At 71.9% G+C, this 22,481-nt stretch carries 16 protein-coding genes; 6 read left to right on the forward strand and 10 right to left on the reverse strand.

Annotated features, from left to right (window positions below):
- Positions 1-98 precede the first annotated feature (98 nt).
- The 6 genes from ACSYGO_RS37315 to ACSYGO_RS37340 all read right to left on the reverse strand — a co-directional run bounded on the left by ACSYGO_RS37315 (position 99) and on the right by ACSYGO_RS37340 (position 9,056).
- The gene (locus ACSYGO_RS37315) at positions 99-1,772 is read right to left on the reverse strand and encodes a histidinol-phosphatase (protein WP_460389325.1); all 1,674 of its coding nucleotides are present in this window, start codon (positions 1,770-1,772) and stop codon (positions 99-101) included.
- A 128-nt stretch (positions 1,773-1,900) separates the two neighbouring features.
- Complete coding sequence (locus ACSYGO_RS37320; RefSeq protein WP_460389327.1) at positions 1,901-4,846, reverse strand: glycoside hydrolase family 2 TIM barrel-domain containing protein; 2,946 nt, start codon at positions 4,844-4,846, stop codon at positions 1,901-1,903.
- Entirely contained in the window at positions 4,846-5,682 is an 837-nt protein-coding gene (locus tag ACSYGO_RS37325; RefSeq protein ID WP_432176225.1) for a carbohydrate ABC transporter permease, read from the reverse strand. Before ACSYGO_RS37325 ends, ACSYGO_RS37320 begins: the two co-directional genes overlap by 1 nt.
- A gap of 12 nt (positions 5,683-5,694) precedes the next feature.
- Positions 5,695-6,657 carry a carbohydrate ABC transporter permease gene (locus tag ACSYGO_RS37330; RefSeq protein ID WP_460389329.1) on the reverse strand — a complete coding sequence of 321 codons (963 nt, stop codon included), beginning with the start codon at positions 6,655-6,657 and terminating at the stop codon, positions 5,695-5,697.
- Between the two features lies 1 nt (position 6,658).
- Positions 6,659-7,945 carry an ABC transporter substrate-binding protein gene (locus ACSYGO_RS37335; RefSeq protein ID WP_426678562.1) on the reverse strand — a complete coding sequence of 429 codons (1,287 nt, stop codon included), beginning with the start codon at positions 7,943-7,945 and terminating at the stop codon, positions 6,659-6,661.
- Positions 7,946-7,991: 46 nt separating this feature from the next.
- On the reverse strand, positions 7,992-9,056 hold the full coding sequence (locus tag ACSYGO_RS37340) for a carbohydrate kinase family protein (RefSeq protein WP_460389331.1): 1,065 nt from the start codon (positions 9,054-9,056) through the stop codon (positions 7,992-7,994).
- A gap of 126 nt (positions 9,057-9,182) precedes the next feature.
- On the opposite strand from ACSYGO_RS37340, the gene ACSYGO_RS37345 reads away from it, so the two are divergent.
- The 4 genes from ACSYGO_RS37345 (at position 9,183) to ACSYGO_RS37360 (ending at position 16,115) form a co-directional block, all read left to right on the forward strand.
- Positions 9,183-9,932 (forward strand): DeoR/GlpR family DNA-binding transcription regulator, encoded by a 750-nt coding sequence (locus ACSYGO_RS37345; protein WP_028798993.1) that lies wholly within the window; start codon positions 9,183-9,185, stop codon positions 9,930-9,932.
- A 714-nt stretch (positions 9,933-10,646) separates the two neighbouring features.
- On the forward strand, positions 10,647-11,984 hold the full coding sequence (locus ACSYGO_RS37350; RefSeq protein WP_432176223.1) for a 6-phospho-beta-glucosidase: 1,338 nt from the start codon (positions 10,647-10,649) through the stop codon (positions 11,982-11,984).
- A 25-nt stretch (positions 11,985-12,009) separates the two neighbouring features.
- Positions 12,010-15,057: an alpha-mannosidase gene (locus ACSYGO_RS37355; protein ID WP_460389333.1), complete on the forward strand. Its 3,048-nt coding sequence runs from the start codon at positions 12,010-12,012 to the stop codon at positions 15,055-15,057.
- A gap of 173 nt (positions 15,058-15,230) precedes the next feature.
- A complete protein-coding gene (locus ACSYGO_RS37360) occupies positions 15,231-16,115 on the forward strand; it encodes a sulfotransferase family protein (protein ID WP_460389334.1) in 885 nt (294 codons plus the stop codon).
- On the opposite strand, the gene ACSYGO_RS37365 is transcribed toward ACSYGO_RS37360, so the two are convergent.
- The 3 genes from ACSYGO_RS37365 to ACSYGO_RS37375 all read right to left on the reverse strand — a co-directional run bounded on the left by ACSYGO_RS37365 (position 16,075) and on the right by ACSYGO_RS37375 (position 20,271).
- Positions 16,075-17,088: a D-cysteine desulfhydrase family protein gene (locus tag ACSYGO_RS37365; protein WP_460389810.1), complete on the reverse strand. Its 1,014-nt coding sequence runs from the start codon at positions 17,086-17,088 to the stop codon at positions 16,075-16,077. The two genes, ACSYGO_RS37360 and ACSYGO_RS37365, sit on opposite strands and share 41 nt — an antisense overlap.
- 155 nt (positions 17,089-17,243) lie before the next feature.
- Positions 17,244-18,932, reverse strand: coding sequence for a carbohydrate binding domain-containing protein (locus tag ACSYGO_RS37370; protein ID WP_460389336.1), 1,689 nt, complete (start codon positions 18,930-18,932; stop codon positions 17,244-17,246).
- A 172-nt stretch (positions 18,933-19,104) separates the two neighbouring features.
- Entirely contained in the window at positions 19,105-20,271 is a 1,167-nt protein-coding gene (locus ACSYGO_RS37375; RefSeq protein WP_460389338.1) for an ATP-grasp domain-containing protein, read from the reverse strand.
- Between the two features lie 264 nt (positions 20,272-20,535).
- Between ACSYGO_RS37375 and ACSYGO_RS37380 the strand changes: the two genes are divergently transcribed.
- Together ACSYGO_RS37380 and ACSYGO_RS37385 are read left to right on the forward strand one after the other, a co-directional pair.
- Positions 20,536-21,435: a metallophosphoesterase family protein gene (locus ACSYGO_RS37380; RefSeq protein WP_460389340.1), complete on the forward strand. Its 900-nt coding sequence runs from the start codon at positions 20,536-20,538 to the stop codon at positions 21,433-21,435.
- Positions 21,383-22,072, forward strand: a complete 690-nt coding sequence (locus tag ACSYGO_RS37385) for a 4'-phosphopantetheinyl transferase family protein (RefSeq protein WP_426678541.1) — start codon at positions 21,383-21,385, stop codon at positions 22,070-22,072. The genes ACSYGO_RS37380 and ACSYGO_RS37385 overlap by 53 nt, the downstream gene beginning before the upstream one ends.
- Here ACSYGO_RS37385 and ACSYGO_RS37390 read toward each other — a convergent pair.
- Complete coding sequence (locus ACSYGO_RS37390) at positions 22,063-22,299, reverse strand: hypothetical protein (RefSeq protein WP_426678540.1); 237 nt, start codon at positions 22,297-22,299, stop codon at positions 22,063-22,065. The two genes, ACSYGO_RS37385 and ACSYGO_RS37390, sit on opposite strands and share 10 nt — an antisense overlap.
- Between the last annotated feature and the right edge of the window lie 182 nt (positions 22,300-22,481).

The raw sequence follows: 22,481 nt of genomic DNA on the forward strand, positions 1-22,481 counted from the left end.
CTCGGTCCAGCGCGGCTCGGCGGCCACGGCGGGCGTGGTGCCCGCCATGACGGCCACCACGCCCGACAGCAATGCCAGTGCGAGAAGCTGACGTCTCATCAATCACCTGCCACGTCGACGAACACCGGGTTGGCATAGAACCACGTATCGGCCCAGGGGTCACCGTCGCCGGGCACGTGCGGGACCGGTCCGTGCGGGTCGACGGAGGCTCCGAGGTATCCGGCGCCGTTGCGGTTGCCGTCGCTGCCGCGCAGCCGGACGTAGAAGGACTCCTCGCCCGCGGTCAGCGGGACCCGCAGGGTGTACGTGCCCCTCCTGCCGCTCACGTCGAGGGTCCGCACGACCCGGGTGTCGGGCGCCCGCCAGTCGTCGCGGTCGGCGGCCGGTCCGCGCACCGCACCGCGGATCACGTCGACGTGGGCCAACTCGGGCAGGATTCCTTGCGGGTTGGGGCGCGAGGCCGACGTCACCGTGACGGACAGCGTGAGCCGGTCGCCCTTGCGCACGCGCAGCCGCCCGCCCGTCGTGACGCCCCGGCCGTGGTCGCAGTCCCGCTTGAGCCGGACGTCGAGCCCGTCCAGCAGGTGCCCGTGGTCGACCCAGACCCGGCCGGCCCGCAGCCCCGCCATCACCGCGCGGTACCCGTACCGGGTCACGCCCACGTGCGTACGGCTGAACTGCCCGGGCCAGAAGTCACCGCCCGGCTGCTGCGTGTCCGTGTTCACCGGGTCGGGCAGGCGACCGGTGTTGTCGAAGTTCCGACCCGGCGCCCAGTCGCCGTTCTTCCAGGTGTCGAAGACGACGCGGTGCACGTCGGAGTTGCTGGTGACGGTGAAGAGCCTGCCCTCCGCGAGCAGGGCGTCCCACATGCCGCCCACGGTCGCCGTCATCCAGTCGAAGCCGCCGTACAGGACGTACGCGTCCTCCGGGTATCCGGGAAAGGAGTTCGGGGACGGCTTGTTGACGTACTCGCCGCGCTGCTGCCCGGAGCCGACCCAGCCCGGTATGCCGCCGCCCTGGGCGCCGGGAGCGCCCTCCATGCCGATCATGATCTCGGGGGCCGCGTCGCGCCAGTTGCGCATCTCGTGCGGGGAGTCGATGCCCAGGCGCAGCGGGTGGTTGGCGAGGACGAGCACGTCGTCGACGTAACCCGTGCGGCGCTGCTCGGCCAGCCACTTGATCGCCTCGACGGCGTGCGCCTCGTTGCGCGCCGTGTCCGGGTGCGAGGCCGCCCCGTCCGTGTAGCCGAGCAGCTTGCCGTCGTAGGCGAGCTCGAACCGGGTCAGCAGGTCCACCTCGTGGGGGCCGGGCGCCGAGAACACCGTGGCGTGCTCGGCGGCCGGGATGTACCACTCCAGACCCTGGAAGATCAGCTGCCGCGGGTTCTCGGTGCGCGCCGCGACGATCTCCCGGTGCTCCAGCCGGGCGCCGTACTGCGCGTGGCCGACGTTGGAGTGCTCGTTGAAGACCATCCAGTCGAGGCCGTATCGGGCCCCCGCCCGGGCGAGCTGGGAGAACGTGTACTTCGCGTCGTGGCTGTAGACGGAGTGCACGTGATGGTCGCCGACGAGGTGGGCGAGACGAGGGTCGTCGCCGCCGTACCGCCGCCCGCCGGCCGCGGCGGGCGCCGCGAGCGGACCGGCCGCGGCCGCGAAGGCGGCGCCGAACAGGCCCGCACGGCGCAGGAGTCCGCGCCGGGACACGCCCTGCGCGTCCAGGCGGGCGGGGGAGACGGACGGATCGGCCCAGGCGGGCAGCCGCTGCTCGGTCATCGGTGTGGGGTCCTCCGGGTCAGTGGTTCACGAACGGCGTGACGGGAAGGGCACGTTCGACGGTCCGCGCGCCGCCGCGCCGGCCCCGCGGGAGGGCGAGGCGGCGGCGCGGGACGGACGGGGCCGCCTCAGAGCAGGCGCAGCGTCCAGGACCAGCGGTGCGTGCCCGCCCGGACGAGATACGCGGCGGACGTGTCGGGTCCGCACGAGGCGGTGCCCAGGCCCCGGTGGGCGGCGTCGATGTGCACGACGCAGCCCGCCCGCGGCACCAGCTCGTCGTGGTGGGCGGCGGCGGCCAGGTCCTCGGCGCCGAAGCGGGTCACGGACACCTGGCGTGGCGCGTCCAGGGCGACGGCGAGGCCGGTGGCGTCCGGCCCCGACAGCGTGAAGTTCCGTACGCCGTGCCGCCCTCCGCTCTCCTGGGGCCGCAGATACGGGGTGAACAGGTCGTCGACGCGGGCCCGGTGGTGGCCCACGGGCGCGCCCGCGCTCCGGTCCGGATACGACTCCCAGGGGCCCTGCCCGAACCACTCCAGGACGTCGAGCCCCGCGACGGTCTCGAACACCGACCCGACGCGTGCCACGTCGTCGAGCCCGTCCGGCAGTTCGGCCGACTCCTCGACCCGCACCCCGCCCGGGACACGTGTGAACACCTGCTCATGACGCATGACACCCGCGGGTGTGCCGTACTCGGCGAGCACGGTGACGTCCTGGCCCGCACGGCGCACCGAGACGACCTCGCGCGTCAGCCGGTCGAGGCCCCACGCGCGCCAGCGCGCGGCCATCCCGCCGAGTTCGTCGTTGTCGGTCGGTGCCCGCCACAGGGAGAGGACCGGGGCCGCGGCCAGCAGCGGATGGACGAGCAGCCCGTCCTCGTCGACCTCGACGGGCGGGCCGTCCACGCCGGCGTCCGGCGCCGCGACGGCGGGGCGCAGCCGGACCTGCGGCACGCACACCTCGGTGCCGCGCGGCGCCCACGGCTCGTCCACCGCCGTGGTCACACGCAGCGTCAGCCACGCCTCGCCGCCGTCGTCCGGCAGGTCGAAGGGGACCGGCAACGCGGCGGACCCGCCCGGTGGTACGTCGGGCAGCTCGGCCGGAGCGGTCAGGGTGCCGCCGTCCGCGAGCGCGAGGCGCCACTCGGCGGCCAGCCGGTCGAGGCCCCGGAAGTGCCGGCGGTTGGTGATCCGCAGTCCGTCGCCCGCGCGTTCCAGCCGCACCGGCGCGGCGATCTCGCGGTGCTCGTACATCACCGGTTTCGGGGTCCGGTCGGGAAAGACGATCCCGTCGGCGATGAAGGCGCCGTCGTGGATCGTCTCGCCGAAGTCGCCGCCGTACGCCCAGCGGTGGCCGGGCGCCGCGACACCGTCGGCGTACTGCCCGGCGCCACCGCGCCCGGCCGGTCGTCCGTCGTTCACGCGCTGCAGGATGCCGTGGTCCCAGAACTCCCAGATGAAACCGCCCTGAAGCCCCGGGGTGGACTCGATGGCCGCCCAGTGGTCCGCGAGCGTGCCGTTGCTGTTGCCCATGGCGTGGGAGTACTCGCACTGGATGAGCGGCTTCGTCTGCTCGCCCGACAGCGCGTGCGCGACGCACTCCTCGACGGGCGCGTACATGGGGCACGCGATGTCGGAGGCGACCGTGGGGTCGGCCCAGCCCTGCTTGGCCGCGCCCTCGTACTGGACCGGGCGGGTCGGGTCGTGGCGGCGCAGCCGGCCCGCCGCGGCATCGTGGTTGGCGCCGTAGTCGGACTCGTTGCCGAGCGACCAGACGACGACGCTCGGGTGGTTCCGGTCGCGCAGCACCATCCGCGTGACACGGTCCACGTAGGCGGCCGTCCAGCGCGGGTCGTCGGCCAGTTCGTGGGCGTGGTCGTGCGCCTCGATGTTCGCCTCGTCGACCACGTAGAAGCCGAGTTCGTCGGCGAGGTCGAGCAGGGAGGGGTCGTTCGGGTAGTGGGCGGTGCGGATCGCGTTGAAGCCGAAGCGCTTCAGCACCGCCAGGTCCGCGCGCATCTCCGCGTACGTCACCGTGCGTCCGGTCAGCGGGTGGAAGTCGTGCCGGTTCACGCCCCGGAAGTAGACCCGCTCGCCGTTGACGAGCAGGTCCCGGCCGCGGACCTCGACCTCGCGGAAGCCCACCCGGTGGTGCGTGGAGTCGGCGACCGAGCCGTCGGCGCGGTGCAGCCGCACGGTCAGGCCGTACAGCTCGGGCGTCTCCGCGCTCCAGAGGCGGACGCCGGGGACGACCGTGCCGAGGCGCGCCTCGCCGAGGAAGCCGGAGACACGGCCGTCCTCCGCGTTGGCCCGGTCGAACGCGGTGTCCGGCGTCAGGGGCCGGCCGTCGAGTTCGCCGGACACGGACCAGCCCTCGGGCAGCGTGCCGGCCGCGTGGCGCACCTGGCAGTCCACCCGCAGTTCCCCGTCGAGCCCGGTACGCGCCGTCACGTCGGCCAGGTACAGCGGGTCCGTGGCGTACAGCAGGACGGAGCGGGTGATCCCGCCGTGCCACCACTGGTCCTGGTCCTCGATGTGCGAGGCGTCCGACCACTTGACGACGGTGAGCCGCACGGTGGCCCGCCGCCCCGGACGCACCACCCGCGAGAGGTCGAACTCGGCGGCCAGGTGCGAGTCCTTGGAGATCCCCACCGGCCGCCCGTCCACATGGACGAGCAGCACGCTCTCGGCGGCACCGACATGGAGGACGATCCGGCGGCCGGCCCACTCGGCGGGCACGTCCACCTCGCGCTCGTACACGCCCGTCGGGTTCGCGGCGGGGGACGCGGGCGGGACGTCGCCCCACGGCATCCGGAAGTTGGTGTACTGCGGCAGGTCGTCGGTGTCCTGGAGGGTCCAGGCGCCCGGGACCTCGGCCCGGGCCCACACGCCGTCGGGCGCGTCGGGGGCCGGCAGCAGCTGGAAGCGCCAGTCGCCGTCGAGCGACAGCGCACCCGGCCGCCGGTCCACGGCGTTCATCGGCAGCCGCCCCCAGGAGGTCACCTCGGGTGCTTCCCAAGGGCGCAGGGCGATCAGCGGATCGAGGGCGTGCGCGCCGCCGGTCGCCGGACCGGGCATCAACGGATGGCCCCCTTGCCGAGGTCGCCGATGATCTGCTTGGCGCCGATCGCGAAGACGGCCAGCAGCGGGAGGAGGGCGAGCAGCGCGCCCGTCATGACCATCCCGTAGTCGGTCGTGCCGTGGACGCCGTTGAGCTGGGACAGGGCGACCTGGAGGGTCACGTTGTGCGGGTCGGTGAGGGCGATCAGCGGCCAGGCGTAGTCGTTCCACTGGCCCATGAAGGTGAAGATGCCGAGGAAGGCGAGGCCGGGCCGGACGACCGGGAGCGCCACGTGCCAGTACTGGCGCAGGAATCCGGCGCCGTCTAGCTTCGAGGCGTCGAGCAGTTCGTCGTGGATGGCGCTCCGCATGTACTGGCGCATCCAGAAGATGCCGAACGCGTTGGCGGCCGCCGGGACGACCAGCGCGGTCATCGAGCCGATCCAGCCCAGCTTCGCCATGATCACGAACTGCGGGATCGCCTGGAGCTGCGCCGGCACCATGAAGATCGCCATCATCAGCGCGAACAGGAACCGGCGGCCGGGGAACCGGAACTTGGCGAAGACGAAGGCCGCCAGGGAGTCGAAGAACAGCACCAGGACGGTCACCGTGCCGGCCACCAGCAGCGAGTTGGCCATCGATCCGAAGAAGTCGACGTTGTCGAAGAGGTGGCGGACGTTCTCGGTGAAGTGCGAGCCGGGCAGCAGCTTCGGCGGGTAGGAGAAGATCTCCGTCGAGGCGTGCGTCGACATGATCACGGCCCAGTAGAACGGGAAGACCGAGACCAGCAGGCCGACGACCAGGACCAGATGGAGCGCGACGCCCCGCTTCCGTGAACCCTTGATGGATGCCATGGTGGCGGGCTCCTAATCTTCGCCCCGGCGCTGCACCAGGCGCCAGTTGACGATCGAGAAGAGGACGACGACGAGGAAGATGCCCCAGGCGACGGCGGCGCCGTACCCGAAGTCGTTGTTGTCGAAGGTCTGCTGGAAGAAGTAGAGGACCATGGTCTGGCCCGCGTGTCCGGGGCCGCCCGCGAAGGACGAGTTGTTGTCCGTGGTCTGGAGCAGCACCTGTGGCTCGGAGAAGCTCTGCAGCCCGGTGACCGTCGAGATGACGAGCACGAAGAGCAGCACCGGGCGCAGCAGCGGCAGCGTGATCCGGAAGAAGGTCTGCACGGGCCCGGCGCCGTCCATCCGGGCCGCCTCGTAGAGCTCGCCCGGGATGGTCTGCAGGCCGGCGAGGAAGATGATCGCGTTGTAGCCGGTCCACTGCCAGGTCATCAGTGTGGCGATGGCGACCTTGATGCCCCAGGGCGTGTTCAGCCAGGCCACCTGGTCGAGACCGACGGCCTGCAGCAGGGCGTTGACCAGGCCGAAGTTGGTGGAGAAGACCGAACCGAAGATGATCGCGACGGCCACGATCGACGTGACGTTCGGCAGGAAGAAGGCGAAGCGGTACACGTTCTTGAAGCGGACCGCGGAGTTGAGCATCACGGCCGTGACCATCGCCAGGAAGATCATGGGGAAGGTGGCCAGCGCCCAGATGACGACGGTGTTCCCGATCGCGCTCCAGAACTGGCCGTCCGCCAGCAGGTACCGGTACTGCGACAGCCCCGCGTACTCCATCGAGCCCAGCCCGTCCCAGCGGTGGAACGACAGATAGAGCGAGAATCCGACCGGGATCAGACCGAAGGCGAGGAAGAGCAGATAGAAGGGGGAGATCGCGGCGTACAGCCGCCAGTGGCTCAGCACGCCCTTCCTGGGGTGCGGAGCGGGTGCGGCGGCCACGGGCGCCGGATGCGTCTCCACCACGGGTGCGGTAGCCATGTCAGTAGCTCACCCCCACGTGGTCCGCGATGCGCCGGCAGCTGCTCATGGCGTCCTTCCAGGCCTTGTCCGGGTCCTTGCCGAGAACGGAGAAGTTCCGCAGCTCGTCGCTGATCGGGGTGCCGAGCGCGATGTCGTAGGGGCTGTTGAAGGCGACGGGGATCTTCCGCGCGGCCGGGCCGAAGACGTCCATCGTGATCTGGCCGCCGAAGAACGCGTCGGGTTCGCGCAACTTGCTCATGCCGTACGACGCGGGGGTCGACGGGAAGAGCACCGAGTCGACGAAGCCCTGGGCCTGGTTCTCGGCGTCGAGCATCCAGGTGATCAGCTCGAAGGCGCGCTCCGGCTCCCGGCAGGCCTTGGTGATCGACAGGAAGGAGCCGCCGATGTTCGACGGTCCGCCCGGACACTGGGCCACCCGCCATTTGCCCTTGGTCCGCGGTGTGTTGAGCTTGATGTCGCCGGCCGCCCAGGAGGCGTTGAGCTGGCTGGGCAGCAGGCCCCGCTCCGTGGCGGATATGTTGTCCGGCGTCCCGTTGACGATCTTCGAGACCAGTCCGCGGCGGGTGGCCTCGACCGCCCGGTCCCAGGCGGTGCGCACATGCTCCTGGTCGCCGATGAAGTGCCGGTCCTCGTCGACGTACCGGCGGGTCGACTGGTTGACGGAGATGCCGAAGACGCTGAGCGCGTCGGTGAGGATGAAGGTGCCGGGCAGACGCTTCTTGAGCTGCTCGCCCGCGGTGAAGAACTTCTCCCAGGTGTCGAGTTCCGCGGAGACGTCCGCCGGCTCGTGGGGCAGCCCCGCCTTCTCGAAGACGGCCGGCTGGTAGTAGTGGGCGACCGGGCCGCAGTCGATGGGGAAGCCCACCATCGAGCCGTCCGGGGCGATGCCCTGATCCCACTTCCAGGGCAGGTACTGGTCCCGGTACCGCGCCGCGCCCAGCGTGCGCAGGTCCACGAACTGGTCGGAGTTCGGCAGGTACGAGGCCATGTCCTCGCCCTTGAGCCCGGCGATGTCCGGGATGTGGGCGCGCCCGGTCATCGTGGTCATCAGCTTCGAGCGGTAGTAACCGCCGATCTGGATGGCCTGGAGGTTCATCGAGTCGTCGTAGCGGGCCTTGGCGTTCTGGACGACCTTCGGACTCAGCCCGCCGCTCCAGTACCACAGGACCATGTTCCGGCCGGTCGAGCCGGTCGGAACGGCACAGCCGGTCGCCAGGCCGCCGAGCGCCGTGGCGGCCGTACCGGCCAGGCCCGCGCGCAGCAGGCCTCTTCGTGAGAGCCGCACAGCTCCCACCGCCTTTCGGATCTGTTCGGGTCTTCGCATGAGGGGGTCAGTGCCGCCGGGCGGGGCCGGGCGGGGTCACGGGTGCGCAGGGGAGGGGCGGGCCCGGGTCGGCAGGGATCCGGTCCGTCAGGAAGCCGTACGCGCGCCGCAGTGCGGGGTCTTCGACGGAGCGCCACCAGCGGTCGACGCCGTACCAGCCGGGGGCGGCCAGGGCGCCGCCGTGCCGTCGCACGGAGAGCCCGGCGCCGAGCACGGCGAAGCGCAGCCGATCTTCCAGCGGCCAGCCGCCGAGCGACGCCGCGACGAAGCTCGCGCCGAAGACGTCTCCGGCGCCCGTCGGGTCGACGACATCGATGTCGAGGGCCGGCACCTCGGCGTACTCGCCGGTCGTCTGGTCCACGGCGATCGCGCCGTCGCCGCCGCGGGTGACGACCGCGACCGGCACCAGCTCGGCCAGCCGGCTCAGGGCGGCGGCCGCGCTGCCGGTGCGCGTGTAGGCCGTCGCCTCGGCCTCGTTGGGGAGGAAGGCGTGGCACAGCGCGAGCTGGTCCAGGAGGTCCCGCGACCACTGCTGGGTGGGGTCCCAGCCCACGTCGGCGTAGATCTGCGTGCCGTTCGCCGCCGCCTTGGCGAGCCAGGCGCGCGGCTCCGCCTCGATGTGCACGAGCGCGGTGCGCGCCGCCGGCGGGTCGCTCATCAGCGCGTCCTGCGAGTGGGGCGGTTCCTGGCCGTGGGTGACCAGGGCGCGGTCGTGGACGGGGGTGTGTCCCGCGGGGGCGGGAGGCCCGGTCCGGGGGAGCGCCAGGGAGACGGTGACCGGGGTGTGCCAGCCGTCCGCGGTACGGGAGAGTGCGAGGTCGACGCCCTCCTGGCCGGCGAGGACGTCATGGCAGTACGCACCGTAGGCGTCGTCGCCGAAGACCGTGGCCAGGGAGGTGCGCAGGCCGTAACGCGCCGCCGCGACCGCCAGGTTGGCGATGCCTCCGGGGCTGACGCCCATGCCCTCGGTCCAGATCTCCTCGCCCGGCGTCGGCGGCTTGCCCAGGCCGGTCAGGACGAGGTCGTAGAAGAGCAGACCGGTCAGCAGGACATCGGGCCGTTCGTCGCCCACGGGTCAGTCCTCTCGTCAAAAGTCTGCAAGCGGTGCACAGGATCGTGCGCGCCGCCAAGGAATTTGGCAAGAGTCGAGCAGAACAGAGCATGGAAATGAAGAAAGATGACGACTATTGTTCAGGGCGTGCTGGCAGAGCGACGACATCAACTCATCCTGCGGGCCCTGCGTTCCGGCGGTCCCGCGGCCGTGACCGACCTCTCCGAACAGCTGGGCGTGAGCCCCGCCACGGTCCGCCGCGACCTGGTGAAGCTGGAGGAGGAGGGCCTGCTGACGCGGGTGCACGGCGGCGCGGTCGTGGACGAGGGCGACCAGCCCTTCGCCGAGGTGGCCGAGGTCCGCGTGCCCGAGAAGGACGCCATAGCCGTGCAGGCGGCGTCGATGATCCAGGACGGCGAGTCCGTGCTGCTCGACATCGGCACCACCGCCTACCGGCTGGCCCGGCAGCTGCACGGCCGCCGGATCACCGTCATCACCAGCAACCTGGTGGTCTACGAGGAACTCGCGGACGACGAGGACATAGAGCTGGTGCTGCTCGGCGGCATGGTCCGGCGCGAGTACCGCTCGCTCGTCGGTTTCCTCACCGAGGACAACCTGCGCCAGCTGCACGCCGACTGGCTCTTCCTCGGCACCAGCGGAGTGCGGCCCGGCGGCCAGGTGATGGACACGACCGTCGTCGAGGTGCCCGTCAAGCGCGCCATGATCAGGGCGGGCGAGCGGGTGGTCCTGCTCGCCGACCGGGCCAAGTTCCCGGGCACGGGCATGGCCAAGGTCTGCGGCCCCGAGGAACTGGACATGGTGGTGACCGACGCGCCGGTGGACGCGGCGACACGTTCCGCGCTGGAGGAGGCGGGCGTGCGGGTGGTCGTGGCATGAGCCCCGGCCACGGACCCGCCACGTGGGCCCGGCCGTGAACGCCCGCCGCGGGCCCGCGCGTACGGCGCCGGGCATGCCCTGCGCGCCCTACGCGCCCGACGCGGGCGAGGCGCACGGCGTGCCCGGCACGTGGCCCACCTGGTGCGGGCGGCATGCGCCGGACGGCCGGTTCGGGCGTCGCGCGTCGGGCAGCCGGCGTGGGCAGCATGCGCCGGACGGTCGGCACGGCGCCAACGCGCCCGACGACCGGCATGGGCGTCACACGCGCGGCGGATCGTACGGGCGCCATGCGCGGCCCGCACCGCACGGGTGTCACGCGCGCGGCGCACCGTACGGGCATCACGCGCGGCCCAGACCGTATGGGCGCCGTGCATGGACCACACCATTCGGGCGCCGCGCGCGGCCCAGACGGAATGGGCGCCAAGCGTGCCCCGCACGGCACGCGCGCCACGCGCGGCCCGCACCGTTCGGGCATCACGCGCGCGGCGCACCGTGCGGGCGGTTTGCGCGGCTCGCAGGGTACGGGCGCCATGCATGGACCACACCATTCGGGCGCCGCGCGCTGCCCGGACCGCGTGGGCGCCAAGCGTGCCCCGCTCCGTACGCGCGCGACGCGCGCCCCGCACCGAACGTGTCGTACCGGCAGGAAGGCGCGCGGCACGCCGAGCGTGCCCGGCGCGCAGAACTCGCAGAACTCGCAAAGGTGGTAATCGCGTGAGGCTGACCATTCTCGGCGGCGGAGGATTCCGTGTGCCGCTCGTGTACGGGGCGCTCCTCGGGGACCGTGCCGAGGGACGCGTCACCCGGGTCGTGCTGCACGACCTGGACCCGGCACGGCTGTCCGCCGTCGCGCGGGTGCTCGCCGAACAGGCGGAGGGCGTACCGGACGCGCCCGAGGTGACCGTCACCACCGACCTCGACGAAGCCCTGCGCGGCGCCGACTTCGTCTTCTCCGCGATCCGCGTCGGCGGCCTGGAGGGACGCGCGGACGACGAGCGCGTGGCGCTCGCCGAAGGCGTCCTCGGCCAGGAGACGGTCGGCGCGGGCGGCATCGCGTACGGACTGCGCACCGTGCCCGTCGCCGACGACATCGCACGCCGCGTCGCACGGCTGGCCCCCGACGCCTGGGTCATCAACTTCACCAACCCGGCCGGCCTCGTCACCGAGGCGATGGCCCGGCACCTCGGCGACCGCGTCATCGGCATCTGCGACTCGCCGGTCGGCCTCGGCCGCCGGATCGCGAAGGTACTCGGCGCCGACCCGCGCGAGGCGTGGATCGACTACGTCGGGCTCAACCACCTCGGCTGGGTGCGGGGTCTGCGGATCGCGGGCCGGGACGAACTCCCGCGCCTGCTCGCCGACCCGCAGCTGCTCGGTTCCTTCGAGGAGGGGCGGCTCTTCGGCCCGGACTGGCTCCGGTCCCTGGGCGCCGTCCCCAACGAGTACCTGCACTACTACTACTTCAACCGCGAGACCGTCCGCGCCTACCAGCAGGCGGACCGGACGCGCGGCGCCTTCCTGCGCGACCAGCAGGCGGGGTTCTACGAGGAGATGACGCATCCCGACGCCGCCGCGCTGAGCGCGTGGAACCGTACGCGCGCCGAACGCGAGGCCACCTACATGGCGGAGAACCGGGACGCGGCGGGCGCGGGCGAACGCGACGCCGACGACCTCTCCGGCGGCTACGAGAAGGTCGCGCTCGCCCTCATGCGGGCCATCGCCCGCGACGAGCGCACCACGCTGATCCTCAACGTCCGCAACCGCGGCACCCTGGCGGTCCTCGACGACGCGGCCGTCATCGAGGTGCCCTGCCTGGTGGACGCCAACGGCGCGCATCCGGTCGCCGTCGAACCGCTGCCGGACCACGCCACCGGCCTGGTGTGCGCGGTGAAGGCGGTGGAGCGGGAGGTGCTGTCGGCGGCCGAGTCGGGGTCCCGCACGACGGCGGTGAAGGCCTTCGCGCTGCATCCCCTCGTGGACTCCGTGAACGTGGCACACCGGCTGGTCGACGGCTACACCGCCGTGCACCCCGGCCTGGGTTACCTGAAGTAGAGACCGAGCGAGGAGACGTACGGCCATGCATGACGAACGCCGCCGCATCGAGGAGCGCGTCGAGCGCATCCACGACCAGCGCATCAAGCCCGCGACCTACGCCGCCACCGTCCCTCTCGTGGTGGAGGCCTGGCAGGCCCCGGGGGAGCCGGTCCCCTTCGAGGAGGCCGCGGCCGCCCCGTACGCACCCTTCGCGATGGACACCCCATGGGGCCCGCCGTGGGGGACGACCTGGTTCCGGATGCGCGGGCAGGTGCCGGCCGAGTACGCGGGCAGGCGCGTCGAGGCCGTCATCGACCTCGGCTTCGTGGGCGACTGGCCCGGCAACCAGGCCGAGGCGCTCGTCCACCTCGCCGACGGCACACCGCTGAAGGCGGTCAACCCGCTCAACCAGTACGTCCCCATCGCCCGTCAGGCGGTCGGCGGGGAGCCGGTCGAATACCTCGTCGAGGCCGCCTCCAACCCCGACATCCTCGCCGGCGACTTCGCCGGCCCGACCCCGCTCGGCGACGTGCTCACCGCGGGCGACACACCGCTGTACACCTTCCGGCGCGCCGACATCGCCGTGCTCGACGAGGACGTCTGGCACCTGGACCTCGACATCCAGGTGCTGCGCGAACTGATGCTGGAACTCGGCGAGCACGACCCGCGCCGGCACGAGATCATGCACGCGCTCGACCGGGCCCTCGACCTGCTGGACCTGGACGACATCTCCGGCTCGGCGCCCGCCGTGCGCGCGGCCCTGGAGCCGGTGCTGTCGAAGCCCGCCCACGCCAGCGCCCACATCGTCTCCGGCGTCGGCCACGCGCACATCGACTCGGCCTGGCTGTGGCCGATCCGCGAGACCAAGCGCAAGACGTCCCGGACCTTCTCCAACGTCACGTCGCTGGCCGACGAGTACGAGGAGTTCGTGTTCGCCTGCTCGCAGGCCCAGCAGTACGAGTGGGTGCGCGACAACTATCCGCACGTGTGGGCCCGCATCCAGGAGTCCGTGAAGAAGGGCCAGTGGGCCCCGGTCGGCGGCATGTGGGTCGAGGCCGACGGCAACCTGCCCGGCGGCGAGGCCCTCGCCCGCCAGCTCGTGCACGGCAAGCGGTTCTTCATCGAGCACTTCGGCGTCGAGACCAAGGGCGTGTGGCTGCCGGACTCCTTCGGCTACAACGCCGCCTACCCGCAGCTCGCCAAGCTCGCCGGCAACGAATGGTTCCTCACCCAGAAGATCTCCTGGAACCAGACGAACAAGTTCCCCCACCACACGTTCTGGTGGGAGGGCATCGACGGCACCCGCATCTTCACCCACTTCCCGCCGGTCGACACCTACAACGCCCGCTTCAGCGGCGAGGAGATGGCCCTCGCGGTGCGCAACTACCGCGAGAAGGGCGGCGCCACCCGCTCCCTGGCCCCCTTCGGCTGGGGCGACGGCGGTGGCGGCCCCACCCGCGAGATCATGGAGCGGGCCCGCCGGCTGAAGGACCTGGAGGGCTCCGCGAAGGTCGAGGTCGAACACCCCGACGCGTTCTTCGCGAAGGCACGCGCGGAGTACCCGGACGCCCCGGTGTGGGTGGGCGAGCTCTACCTCGAACTGCACCGCGCCACCTACACCTCCCAGGCCCGCACCAAGCAGGGCAACCGGCGCAGCGAGCACCGGCTGCGCGAGGCGGAGCTGTGGGCCACCACGGCCGCCCTGCACGCGCCGGGCTACGCCTACCCGTACGAGGAGTTCGACCGGCTGTGGAAGACGGTGCTGCTGCACCAGTTCCACGACATCCTGCCCGGGTCGTCGATCGCCTGGGTGCACCGCGAGGCCGAGGCCGAGTACGCCCGCGTCGGGCGGGAACTGGAGGAGCTGACGGCGGCCGCGATCACCGCCCTCGGCTCCGGCGGGACGCATGTCTTCAACACCAGCCCGTACGACCGCGCCGAGGTGGTCCGCACGACGGACGGTACGCCGGCGTACGTACAGGTGCCGGCGAACGGCAGCGCGCCCCTGGCCGACGCCCGGCCCCCGCAGCCGGTGACGGTGTCCGGCCGCGTCCTGGACAACGGGCTGGTCCGGGTCCGGGTGGGGGAGGACGGCACCCTGTCGTCCGTGCGCGACCTTCGGGCGGACCGCGAGGTCCTCGCGGACCGCGGCAACCTGCTCCGCCTGCACACCGACCTGCCCAACTACTGGGACGCCTGGGACATCGACAAGCACTACAAGAACCGGTACACGGACCTTTTGGAGTCCGACTCGGTCACCGTCGTCGAGGACGATCCGCTGGCCGGCGCGATCCGTGTCACCCGCTCCTTCGGCAAGGGCTCGACCATCACCCAGACGATCACGGTCCGGGCCGGCAGCCCCCGTATCGACTTCGAGACGGACATCGACTGGCACGAGAGCGAGAAGATCCTCAAGGCCGCCTTCCCGGTGGACATCCGCGCCCCGCACTCCTCGGCCGAGATCCAGTTCGGCCACGTGCAGCGCCCCACCCACACGAACACCAGCTGGGAGGCCGCACGCTTCGAGGTGTACGGCCACCGCTGGGTGCACATCGGCGAACCCGGCTACGGCGTCGCGGTCATCAACGACTCGACGTACGGCCACGACGTCTCCCGCACGGTCCGCGAGGACGGGGGCACGACCACCACGGTCCGGCTCAGCCTGGTGCGCGCCCCGCGCGTCCCCGACCCGGGGGCCGACCAGGGCCGCCACCGCTTCACGTACTCCCTGCTGCCCGGGGCGAGCATCGAGGACGCGGTCGCCGAGGGCTACGCCCTCAACCTGCCGCTGCGGCCGGCCGAGGCGCACGGCCCCGCCGAACCCGTCGTCTCCGTCGACGGGGAAGGAGTCACCGTCGAGGCGGTCAAGCTCGCCGACGACGCCTCCGGCGATGTCGTCGTGCGTCTCTACGAGTCCCGCGGCGGCCGTGCCACCGGCACCCTGCGCACCGGGTTCCCGCTCGCCGCGGCGCAGGTGACCGACCTGCTGGAGCGCCCGCTCTCCCGTGCGGACACCGACGGGAACGCGGTCCCGCTCACCCTGCGGCCCTTCGAGGTGCTGACGCTGCGGCTGGCCGTGGAGAGGAAGTGACCGCAGGCGACAGGAATCCGGCAGCACTTCCCATGAAGAATTAAGGAAGAGGTAAGAGGCCTGGTCACGGTGGGTCCGACGCCCGCCGTGACCACGGCCCGTTCCCCACGCGACACCTGGAGTTCGCCCTTCCCCCCTGTGATGCGGGGGAACGACGAGAAAGAGGTGGCACGGTGCGAGACCCGCGTATGTCCGCGATCGGCAAGGGCCTGAGGCGTCGGGGGCGGCTGATGGCCGAGGCGGTACGGCCACCCAGAAGGGCCCTGGACGCGGTGCCCTCGCCCCGCGGGCCGGGCGATCCGGCCGACGGCGGGTACACCGCCCCGCCCGCCCCGCGCCTGGTCGAATCGCCGGTGTTCGTGCTGTCGTCCGTGCGCTCCGGATCGACTCTGCTGCGCGTCCTGCTGAACAGCCACAGCCAGATCCGCGCCCCGCACGAGATGCATCTGCGCACCGTCCACGTCCACCTGTCCCGCGACTTCACCGCGGACGCGATGCGGGCGCTCGAACTCGACAAGACCGAGCTGGAGCACGCCCTGTGGGACCGGCTGCTGCACCTCGAACTGACCCGCAGCGGCAAGCGGATCATCGTCGACAAGACCCCGCCCAACACGCTCGTCTGGCCGCGCCTGCACCGATGTTGGCCGCGCGCCCGTTACATCGTGCTGCTCCGCCACCCCGGGGCCGTCATCACCTCCCTCACGAACCGGCGCACCGATCCCGACCACGCGGAGATCACCGCCGAGGTCCTCGACTACAGCGAGAAGCTGGAGGAGGCCCGCCGGAACCTCGACGCCCACGTCATCACCTACGAAGGGCTCACCGCCGACCCGGAGAGCACCACCCGCGGCATCTGCGGCTACCTGGACGTCCCCTGGGAGCCCGCCATGCTCGACTACGGGGCCCAGGACCACGGCACCTTCCGACCCCAGCTCGGCGACTGGAGCGAGACCATCAGGTCCGGCCGCGTGCAGCCCGCCCGGGCCGCCGATCCTTCGGTCGAACTCCCGCCCAAACTCAGGCAGTTGGCTCGGGCCTGGGGTTATCCGCAGGACTGAGCAGCGCGGCGCCCGCCCGGGCGAGCGTGGCCGGATGACCGAAGAGGCCGGGCAGCCCCCCGGTGTGCAGGAAGACGGTGCGCCGGCCCGGAGTGATGTCACCGTCCGCGACGGCCGCGATCAGCCCGGCCATCGCCCGCCCCGTGTAGATCGGGTCGAGGACGATGCCCTCGGTGCGCGCGGCCAGGGTCAGGGCGTTCATCACCGGCTCGCCGGGCGTGTCGTATCCCTTGCCGACCTGGTCGAGCCGCAGCCGCAAGGCCTCGGCGCCGTCCCGCGTCCCGGACAGCTCGCCGACCAGCCGTGTCACCGTCCCGGCGGGATCGGCGACGGCGCCGCAGTGCACACCGAGGACGCGGGAGGACCCGAGGTGCGCGACCAGGCCGGCCATGGTGCCGCCCGAGCCGAGCGCCACCACGACGGTCGCCAGGTCCGGTGCCTGGCCGAGGAGTTCGCGTGCGCACTCGACGTAGCCGCGGGCACCGAGCGCGCTCGATCCGCCGAAGGGGATCAGCGCCGGGACCTCGCCGCGCGCCCGCTCCTCCTCCACCACCTTGCGGGCGCGGGAATCCAGGGACTCGCCGTCCTCGGCCCAGACGACCGTGGCGCCGAGGAGTCCGTCGAGCGCCAGGTTGCCGGAGGCCGTCCCGCCGGGTGCCCCGGCCAGCACGAGGACGACGCGGAGCCCGAGCCGGGCACCGGCCGCCGCGGTCAGGCGCGCGTGGTTGCTCTGCGGCGCACCCGTGGTCACCAGGGTCGTCGCGCCCTCGGCCAGGGCCGCGCCGCACGTCCACTCCAGCTTGCGGATCTTGTTGCCACCGCCGCCGAGGCCGGTGAGGTCGTCGCGCTTGACCCACAGGTCCTCGGGTCCGAGGCCGAGCGCGCGGGCCAGCCGGGGCGCGGGTTCGAGCGGGGTGGGCCAGGTGCCCAGCGAGGCGCGTGGCGAGGTGTCGTCCTCGGGGTGTGTCGTCATCGCCACGGGCCTTTCCGACGGTTCCGGTGTCGCGGCGAGAGTAACGCGTGACCTGCCCGGACCCCCGGCTCGGGGCCGTCGTGCGGACGGCGGTGGGCCGCCCGGGTGTCCGGGCGGCCCACCTGTGTCTCCTGCTCCGTCCTCCTGGCGGTCGGTCAGCCGGTGAAGCCCGCGGTGATGGAGGTGAACTGCCAGGTGCTCTGGCTGATGCCGGAGCAGTTGCTCACCACGCCGCCGCCGGGGCAGGGCCGGTCACGGTTGACCGCCCAGAAGGCGAGCCGGGCGATGTGGTGGGAGTTGGCCCAGTCGCGGATCTGCGTCCAGATCGCCGGGGTGGTGTTCTCCTGCTGGTCGGACAGGCCGTTCATGCCGGAGATGCCGATGTGCGAGTAGGCCGTCGCGTCGTCCCAGCCGAAGGTCGACTTCAGCTTGGCCTTCAGCCCCTCGGTGGCGTTCACCGTGTTGCCGTACATGTCGGAGCCGCCGCCGAAGTCGAACGGCATGATCGTGAAGACGTCGATGCCCGCGTTCAGGGACTGCGCCTGCTCGATGAGACGGTTGCCGTAGTACGTCGGGCCGGTCGTCGAGGTGCCGAAGGTGACGATGGTCTTCAGGCCGGGGTTGTTGGCCTTGACCGTCTTCAGCGCGGTCAGGATCTTCGCCTGCACGGCCTCGTTCTCGAACTCGTCCGTGTTCTCGATGTCCATGTCGATCGCCTTGAGGCTGTAGGCGTCGATCACCTTCTGCAGCGCTCCGGCCAGGGCGCTGGCCGAGGAGCAGTTGGCGCCGAGCTTGCTGCCCTGCCAGCCACCGAAGGAGGGGACGATGTCACCGCCCGCGGAGCGGATCTGGTTGATGGCGGTCTGGTCGACGCCGCCGGTCAGCGCCCGGCTGCCGTCCCAGGCGGGGTTGCAGCCGCCCGAGTCGAGCACGAACGCCATCGTGAACCACTTGACGCCGGTCGCGTTCATGACCGTGGTCGGGCTCGGCGGGTCGCCCCAGCCCTCGAACAGGTACGGTGCCGCCTGCTTGAAGCCGGTACCGCCGCCACCGCCCGCGTTCGTCGTCACCGACACGGCGTTGGAGGCCGGGGAGGTGTTGCCGGCCGCGTCCCGCGCCTTGACGGTGAAGGTGTAGGCGGTGCTCGGGGACAGTCCGCTGACGGTGGCGCTGGTGCCGGACACCGTGAGCACCTGGTTGGAGCCGCTGTAGACGTCGTAGCCGGTCACGCCGACGTTGTCGCTCGACGCGCCCCACGACAGGGAGACGCTCGACGAGGTCTTGCCGGTGGAGGTCAGGTTCGTGGGGGCGGTCGGCGCCTGGGTGTCGGAGCCACCGCCGCCGCCCGGCCCGTCCAGGCTGATGTCGTCGGCGTAGTAGGTGCCCTGGGCGTACCAGCCGTGCACGTAGATCTTGGCGCTGGTCTGGGAGGCGCCGGTCGTGAAGGACACGGTCAGCTTGCTGTAGGCCGAGGGGGACGTCGTCCAGGTGGAGGCGCCGCCGTCCACGCCGAGGTACACATAGCTCCCGCGCACCCAGCCCGAGAGGCTGTACGTCGTGTTCGGCTGGACCGACACGGTCTGGGTGCACTGGGCGTTGTCACTGGCGCTCACCGCTCCCGAGAGCGCCTTGGAGCCGCCGTGCACGGGGCTGGAGACGACGGAGCCCAGGTTGCCGGAGCAGGACCAGGGGGAGAGGCTTCCGGTCTCGAAGCCGGGGTTGGACAGGATGTTGGCGGCCTGCGCCGTGCCGGGGAGGGCGACCGCCCCGGCCAGGGCCAGCGCGGCGGTGCCGAGCAGGGCCAGGAAGCGATGTCTGGAACGTCTGAGGTCTGCGATGCGCACGCGATCTCCCTGAAGAAATGGGGGTGTTCGGGAGTGCTGAGAGGTGCGCAACCAAGTTGGTATGGACCAATCTCGCTGTCAAGACGCTGCGCGAAAATTGGTCCAGACCGGTAGACGGAACGGGGGTGAAGGAGCGAAGGGGCGAAGGGGCGAGGGGGCGAGGGGGAGGAGGCTAGGCGGGCTGGATGGCCGCCGTCGTGGGGGCGGCCGCCGACGTGGACGGGCCGCCGGGGGAGGGAACCGCCGGCTCCGTGGCCGGGGCCGGCACGGCGGGCAGCGACGACGCGGGCGACTCGGTCCGCTGCTGCGGCAGCGACACCGGACGCACCGCACGGGGCCCCGAGACCACCGTGTAGTCCTTTCCGAGGGACGCCGGAACCACCTCGCCCGTCTCCTCGCCGAGCGCCAGCCGCACCGCGGCCCAGGGCGCGTTGATCCCGCACAGCGCCAGCTGGTGCAGACCGCCCGCCGGACGCGTGTTCACGTCCATCAGGACCGGCTGGTCCCCGAACATGCGGAACTGGATGTTCGACAGATAGTGCAGCCCGAACGCCTCCGCGAGCAGCCGCGCGGGCTCGGTCCACGACGGGTGCAGCGTGAAGCCGCGGCGCCGCCCGTTCTTCGTGCGGCCCACCGCCATGCGGACCCGCCCGTCCGGTGCGGTCAGACAGTCGACGGACACCTCGGGCTGCTCCAGCCGCGGCATCACCAGCCAGTCCACCGGCTCGTCCGCCTCGCGCAGCGCCGCCACGACCAGGTCCAGCGGCACGAAGGGGCTCGGGAAGCCGTTGAGGTGCATGAGCGAGAAGGGAGCCCGCGTGATGACGCGGAAGCCCACTCCGCCCGCTCCGGCCGCCGGCTTGAAGCAGGCCTTGTGACCCGCGGCCTCCAGCGTCTCGACGGCCGTGAGGAGCTCCTCCTCGGTGCGCACCCGCCACCACGGCGGCACCGGCACACCCACCGCCTGCACCGCCTGGTAGGCGGTGGCCTTGTCCTGGAAGACGGCCACCGCCTCGGGGGGCGGCGCCAGCAGAGCCGTACCGAGCGCGGCGAACTCGGCGCGCTGCGCCACGATCGCGGCCTGGTGCAGCACCGGCACGAACACGTCTATGGAGTGACGCGCGCACTGGTCCAGGGCGTACTCGACGTAGGCGCGCGGGGACAGGCCCTCGGGCTCCAGCTCGGCGGTGTCGGCGGCGGCCAGCACGGGGGAGTCCGGGTCGCCGTGCGTGGCATGGATCTCGACCGGGCGGCCCTGCGGATTACTTCGCAGCTGATCCATGAAGAACACGTTCTCCGCGTACGTGCGGTTGAGCCAGACGCGTACGCGGAAATCCATCCAGGCCGCCTTTCGGGGGTTCACGGGCACGGCGGAGCGGGCCGTGCCCGGCCAGGGGAGAGGGAGGAACACCAAGCCGCCGTACGCCAAGAAAGGTTCGTGGCAGCCGTGTTGGGGCGATCATAAGGGGCGCGCACCCCCCGTACGGCTACGGGCGTGTTACGGATTTCCCGGGTGTCGTGTCCGGGCATCCTTGTCCCGTGCCGGGCGTATGTGTTCTTGTGTTGCCATTCGTCTTCTACGGGGGTGCGGAGAGTGCGGTCGATGGACGCCGGGCACGGGAATCTGCTGGCCATCAGCGATCTGCACATCGGATACCCCGAGAACCGCGCACTGGTCGAGAAGATGCACCCGGAGACCGACGAGGACTGGCTGCTGGTCGCCGGTGACGTCGCAGAGCTCGTCGGCGACATCCGGTGGGCCCTGGAGACCCTCGCCGCACGCTTCTCCAAGGTGATCTGGGTGCCCGGCAACCACGAGCTGTGGACCCACCCGAAGGACCCCGTGCAGCTGCGCGGCGTCGCCCGCTACGAGCATCTGGTCGCCGTCTGCCGGGAGTTGGGCGTCGTCACCCCCGAGGACCCCTACCCGGTCTGGGAGGGGCCCGGCGGTCCCGTGGTCGTCGCACCGCTCTTCCTGCTCTACGACTACTCGTTCCTGCCGCAGGGCTGCGTGACCAAGGCGCAGGGGCTGACCTACGCCGAGGGAACGGGCGTGGTCTGCACCGACGAGCACGTGCTGCACCCCGACCCCTACCCCAGCCGCGACGCCTGGTGCCACGCCCGGGTCGCCGAGACCGAGCGCAGGCTCGCCGAACTGCCCGACGACCTGCCGACCGTCCCCGTCAACCACTATCCGTTGGACCGCCATCCGACGGACATCCTGCGCTACCCCGAGTTCGCCATGTGGTGCGGCACCCGGCGGACCGCCGACTGGCACCGGAGGTTCCGTGTGGAGGCCATGGTCTACGGTCATCTCCACATCCCCCGGACCACCTGGCACGAGGGCGTGCGCTTCGAAGAGGTGTCCGTGGGTTATCCCCGAGAATGGCGCAAGCGCCCCGGACAGCCGGGCACGCTGCGCCGCATTCTGCCGATGGAGGTCGGAGCCGGTGATGGAGGAGCTGCTCCCGGAGTCGGCCGTGGCAGTGGAGAGCTACGGTGACGACTGGGCCGAGGGCGCGAGCCTGTACCCCGAGGAGCAGGCGCTGCTGACACGGGCCGTGCAGAAGCGGCGGCGGGAGTTCACCGCCGTGCGTGCCTGCGCCCGCCGCGCCATGGAGAAGCTCGGAGTACCCCCCGCCCCCGTCCTGCCGGGCGAGCGCGGAGCACCCCAGTGGCCGGCCGGCCTGATCGGCAGCATGACGCACTGCGACGGCTATCGCGCCGCCGCGCTCGCCCGCGCCACCGACCTGGCCTCCCTCGGCATGGACGCCGAACCCCATCAGCCGCTCCCGGAGGGCGTCCTGGAGGCCGTGGCCCTGCCCGCGGAGAGGGGCCGCCTCGACCGGCTCGCCGCCGAGCACCCCGCAGTCCACTGGGACCGGCTGCTGTTCAGCGCCAAGGAGTCGGTCTACAAGGCGTGGTTCCCGCTCACCGGGAAGTGGCTGGACTTCTCCGAGGCCGACATCGACCTCCTCCCGGACCCCGGCTCCGCGGGCCAGGGCCCCTCGGGTCGCCTGCGCGCCCGGCTGCTGGTCCCCGGGCCTCTGCTGGACGGCCGGCGCGTCGAGGTCTTCGACGGACGCTGGACCGTCCGACGGGGCCTGGTCGGCACGGTCGTCACCGTGCCTCACGCCTGAGTGGGCTCCGGGCACCAGGTCTGCAACAGCCGGAAGAACGCCTCCTCATTGCCCGCGAGACCTGCCGCAGCCAGGGCCCGCTCCGCCTCCGCGAGCACGGCGGGGGGCACCACGGATGGTCGGCGCCCGTCCGGCGGACCGTCGAAGGCGGCTCGTACGGTCTGGAGGAGGCGGAGGTAGGCCTGCACGGCGGCGCGTTCGTGATCGGTCAGTACGGCGGTCGGCATCGGACGGCTCTCCCCGGGTCGGCTGGTCGTGTCAGGTGCTGCCTGACTCCAGCTTGCCGTCCGCCACTGACAATCCCGTTTCGGTACGTGGAGGTTCGCCCGCTTAGCGGAGGCGAAACATCACGGAAATCCCTTGTGGAACAGGGGTCCTAGGCTGGAGAGCAGAGCTTCGGGGCCGCCCT

This window comes from Streptomyces krungchingensis (assembly GCF_054729265.1).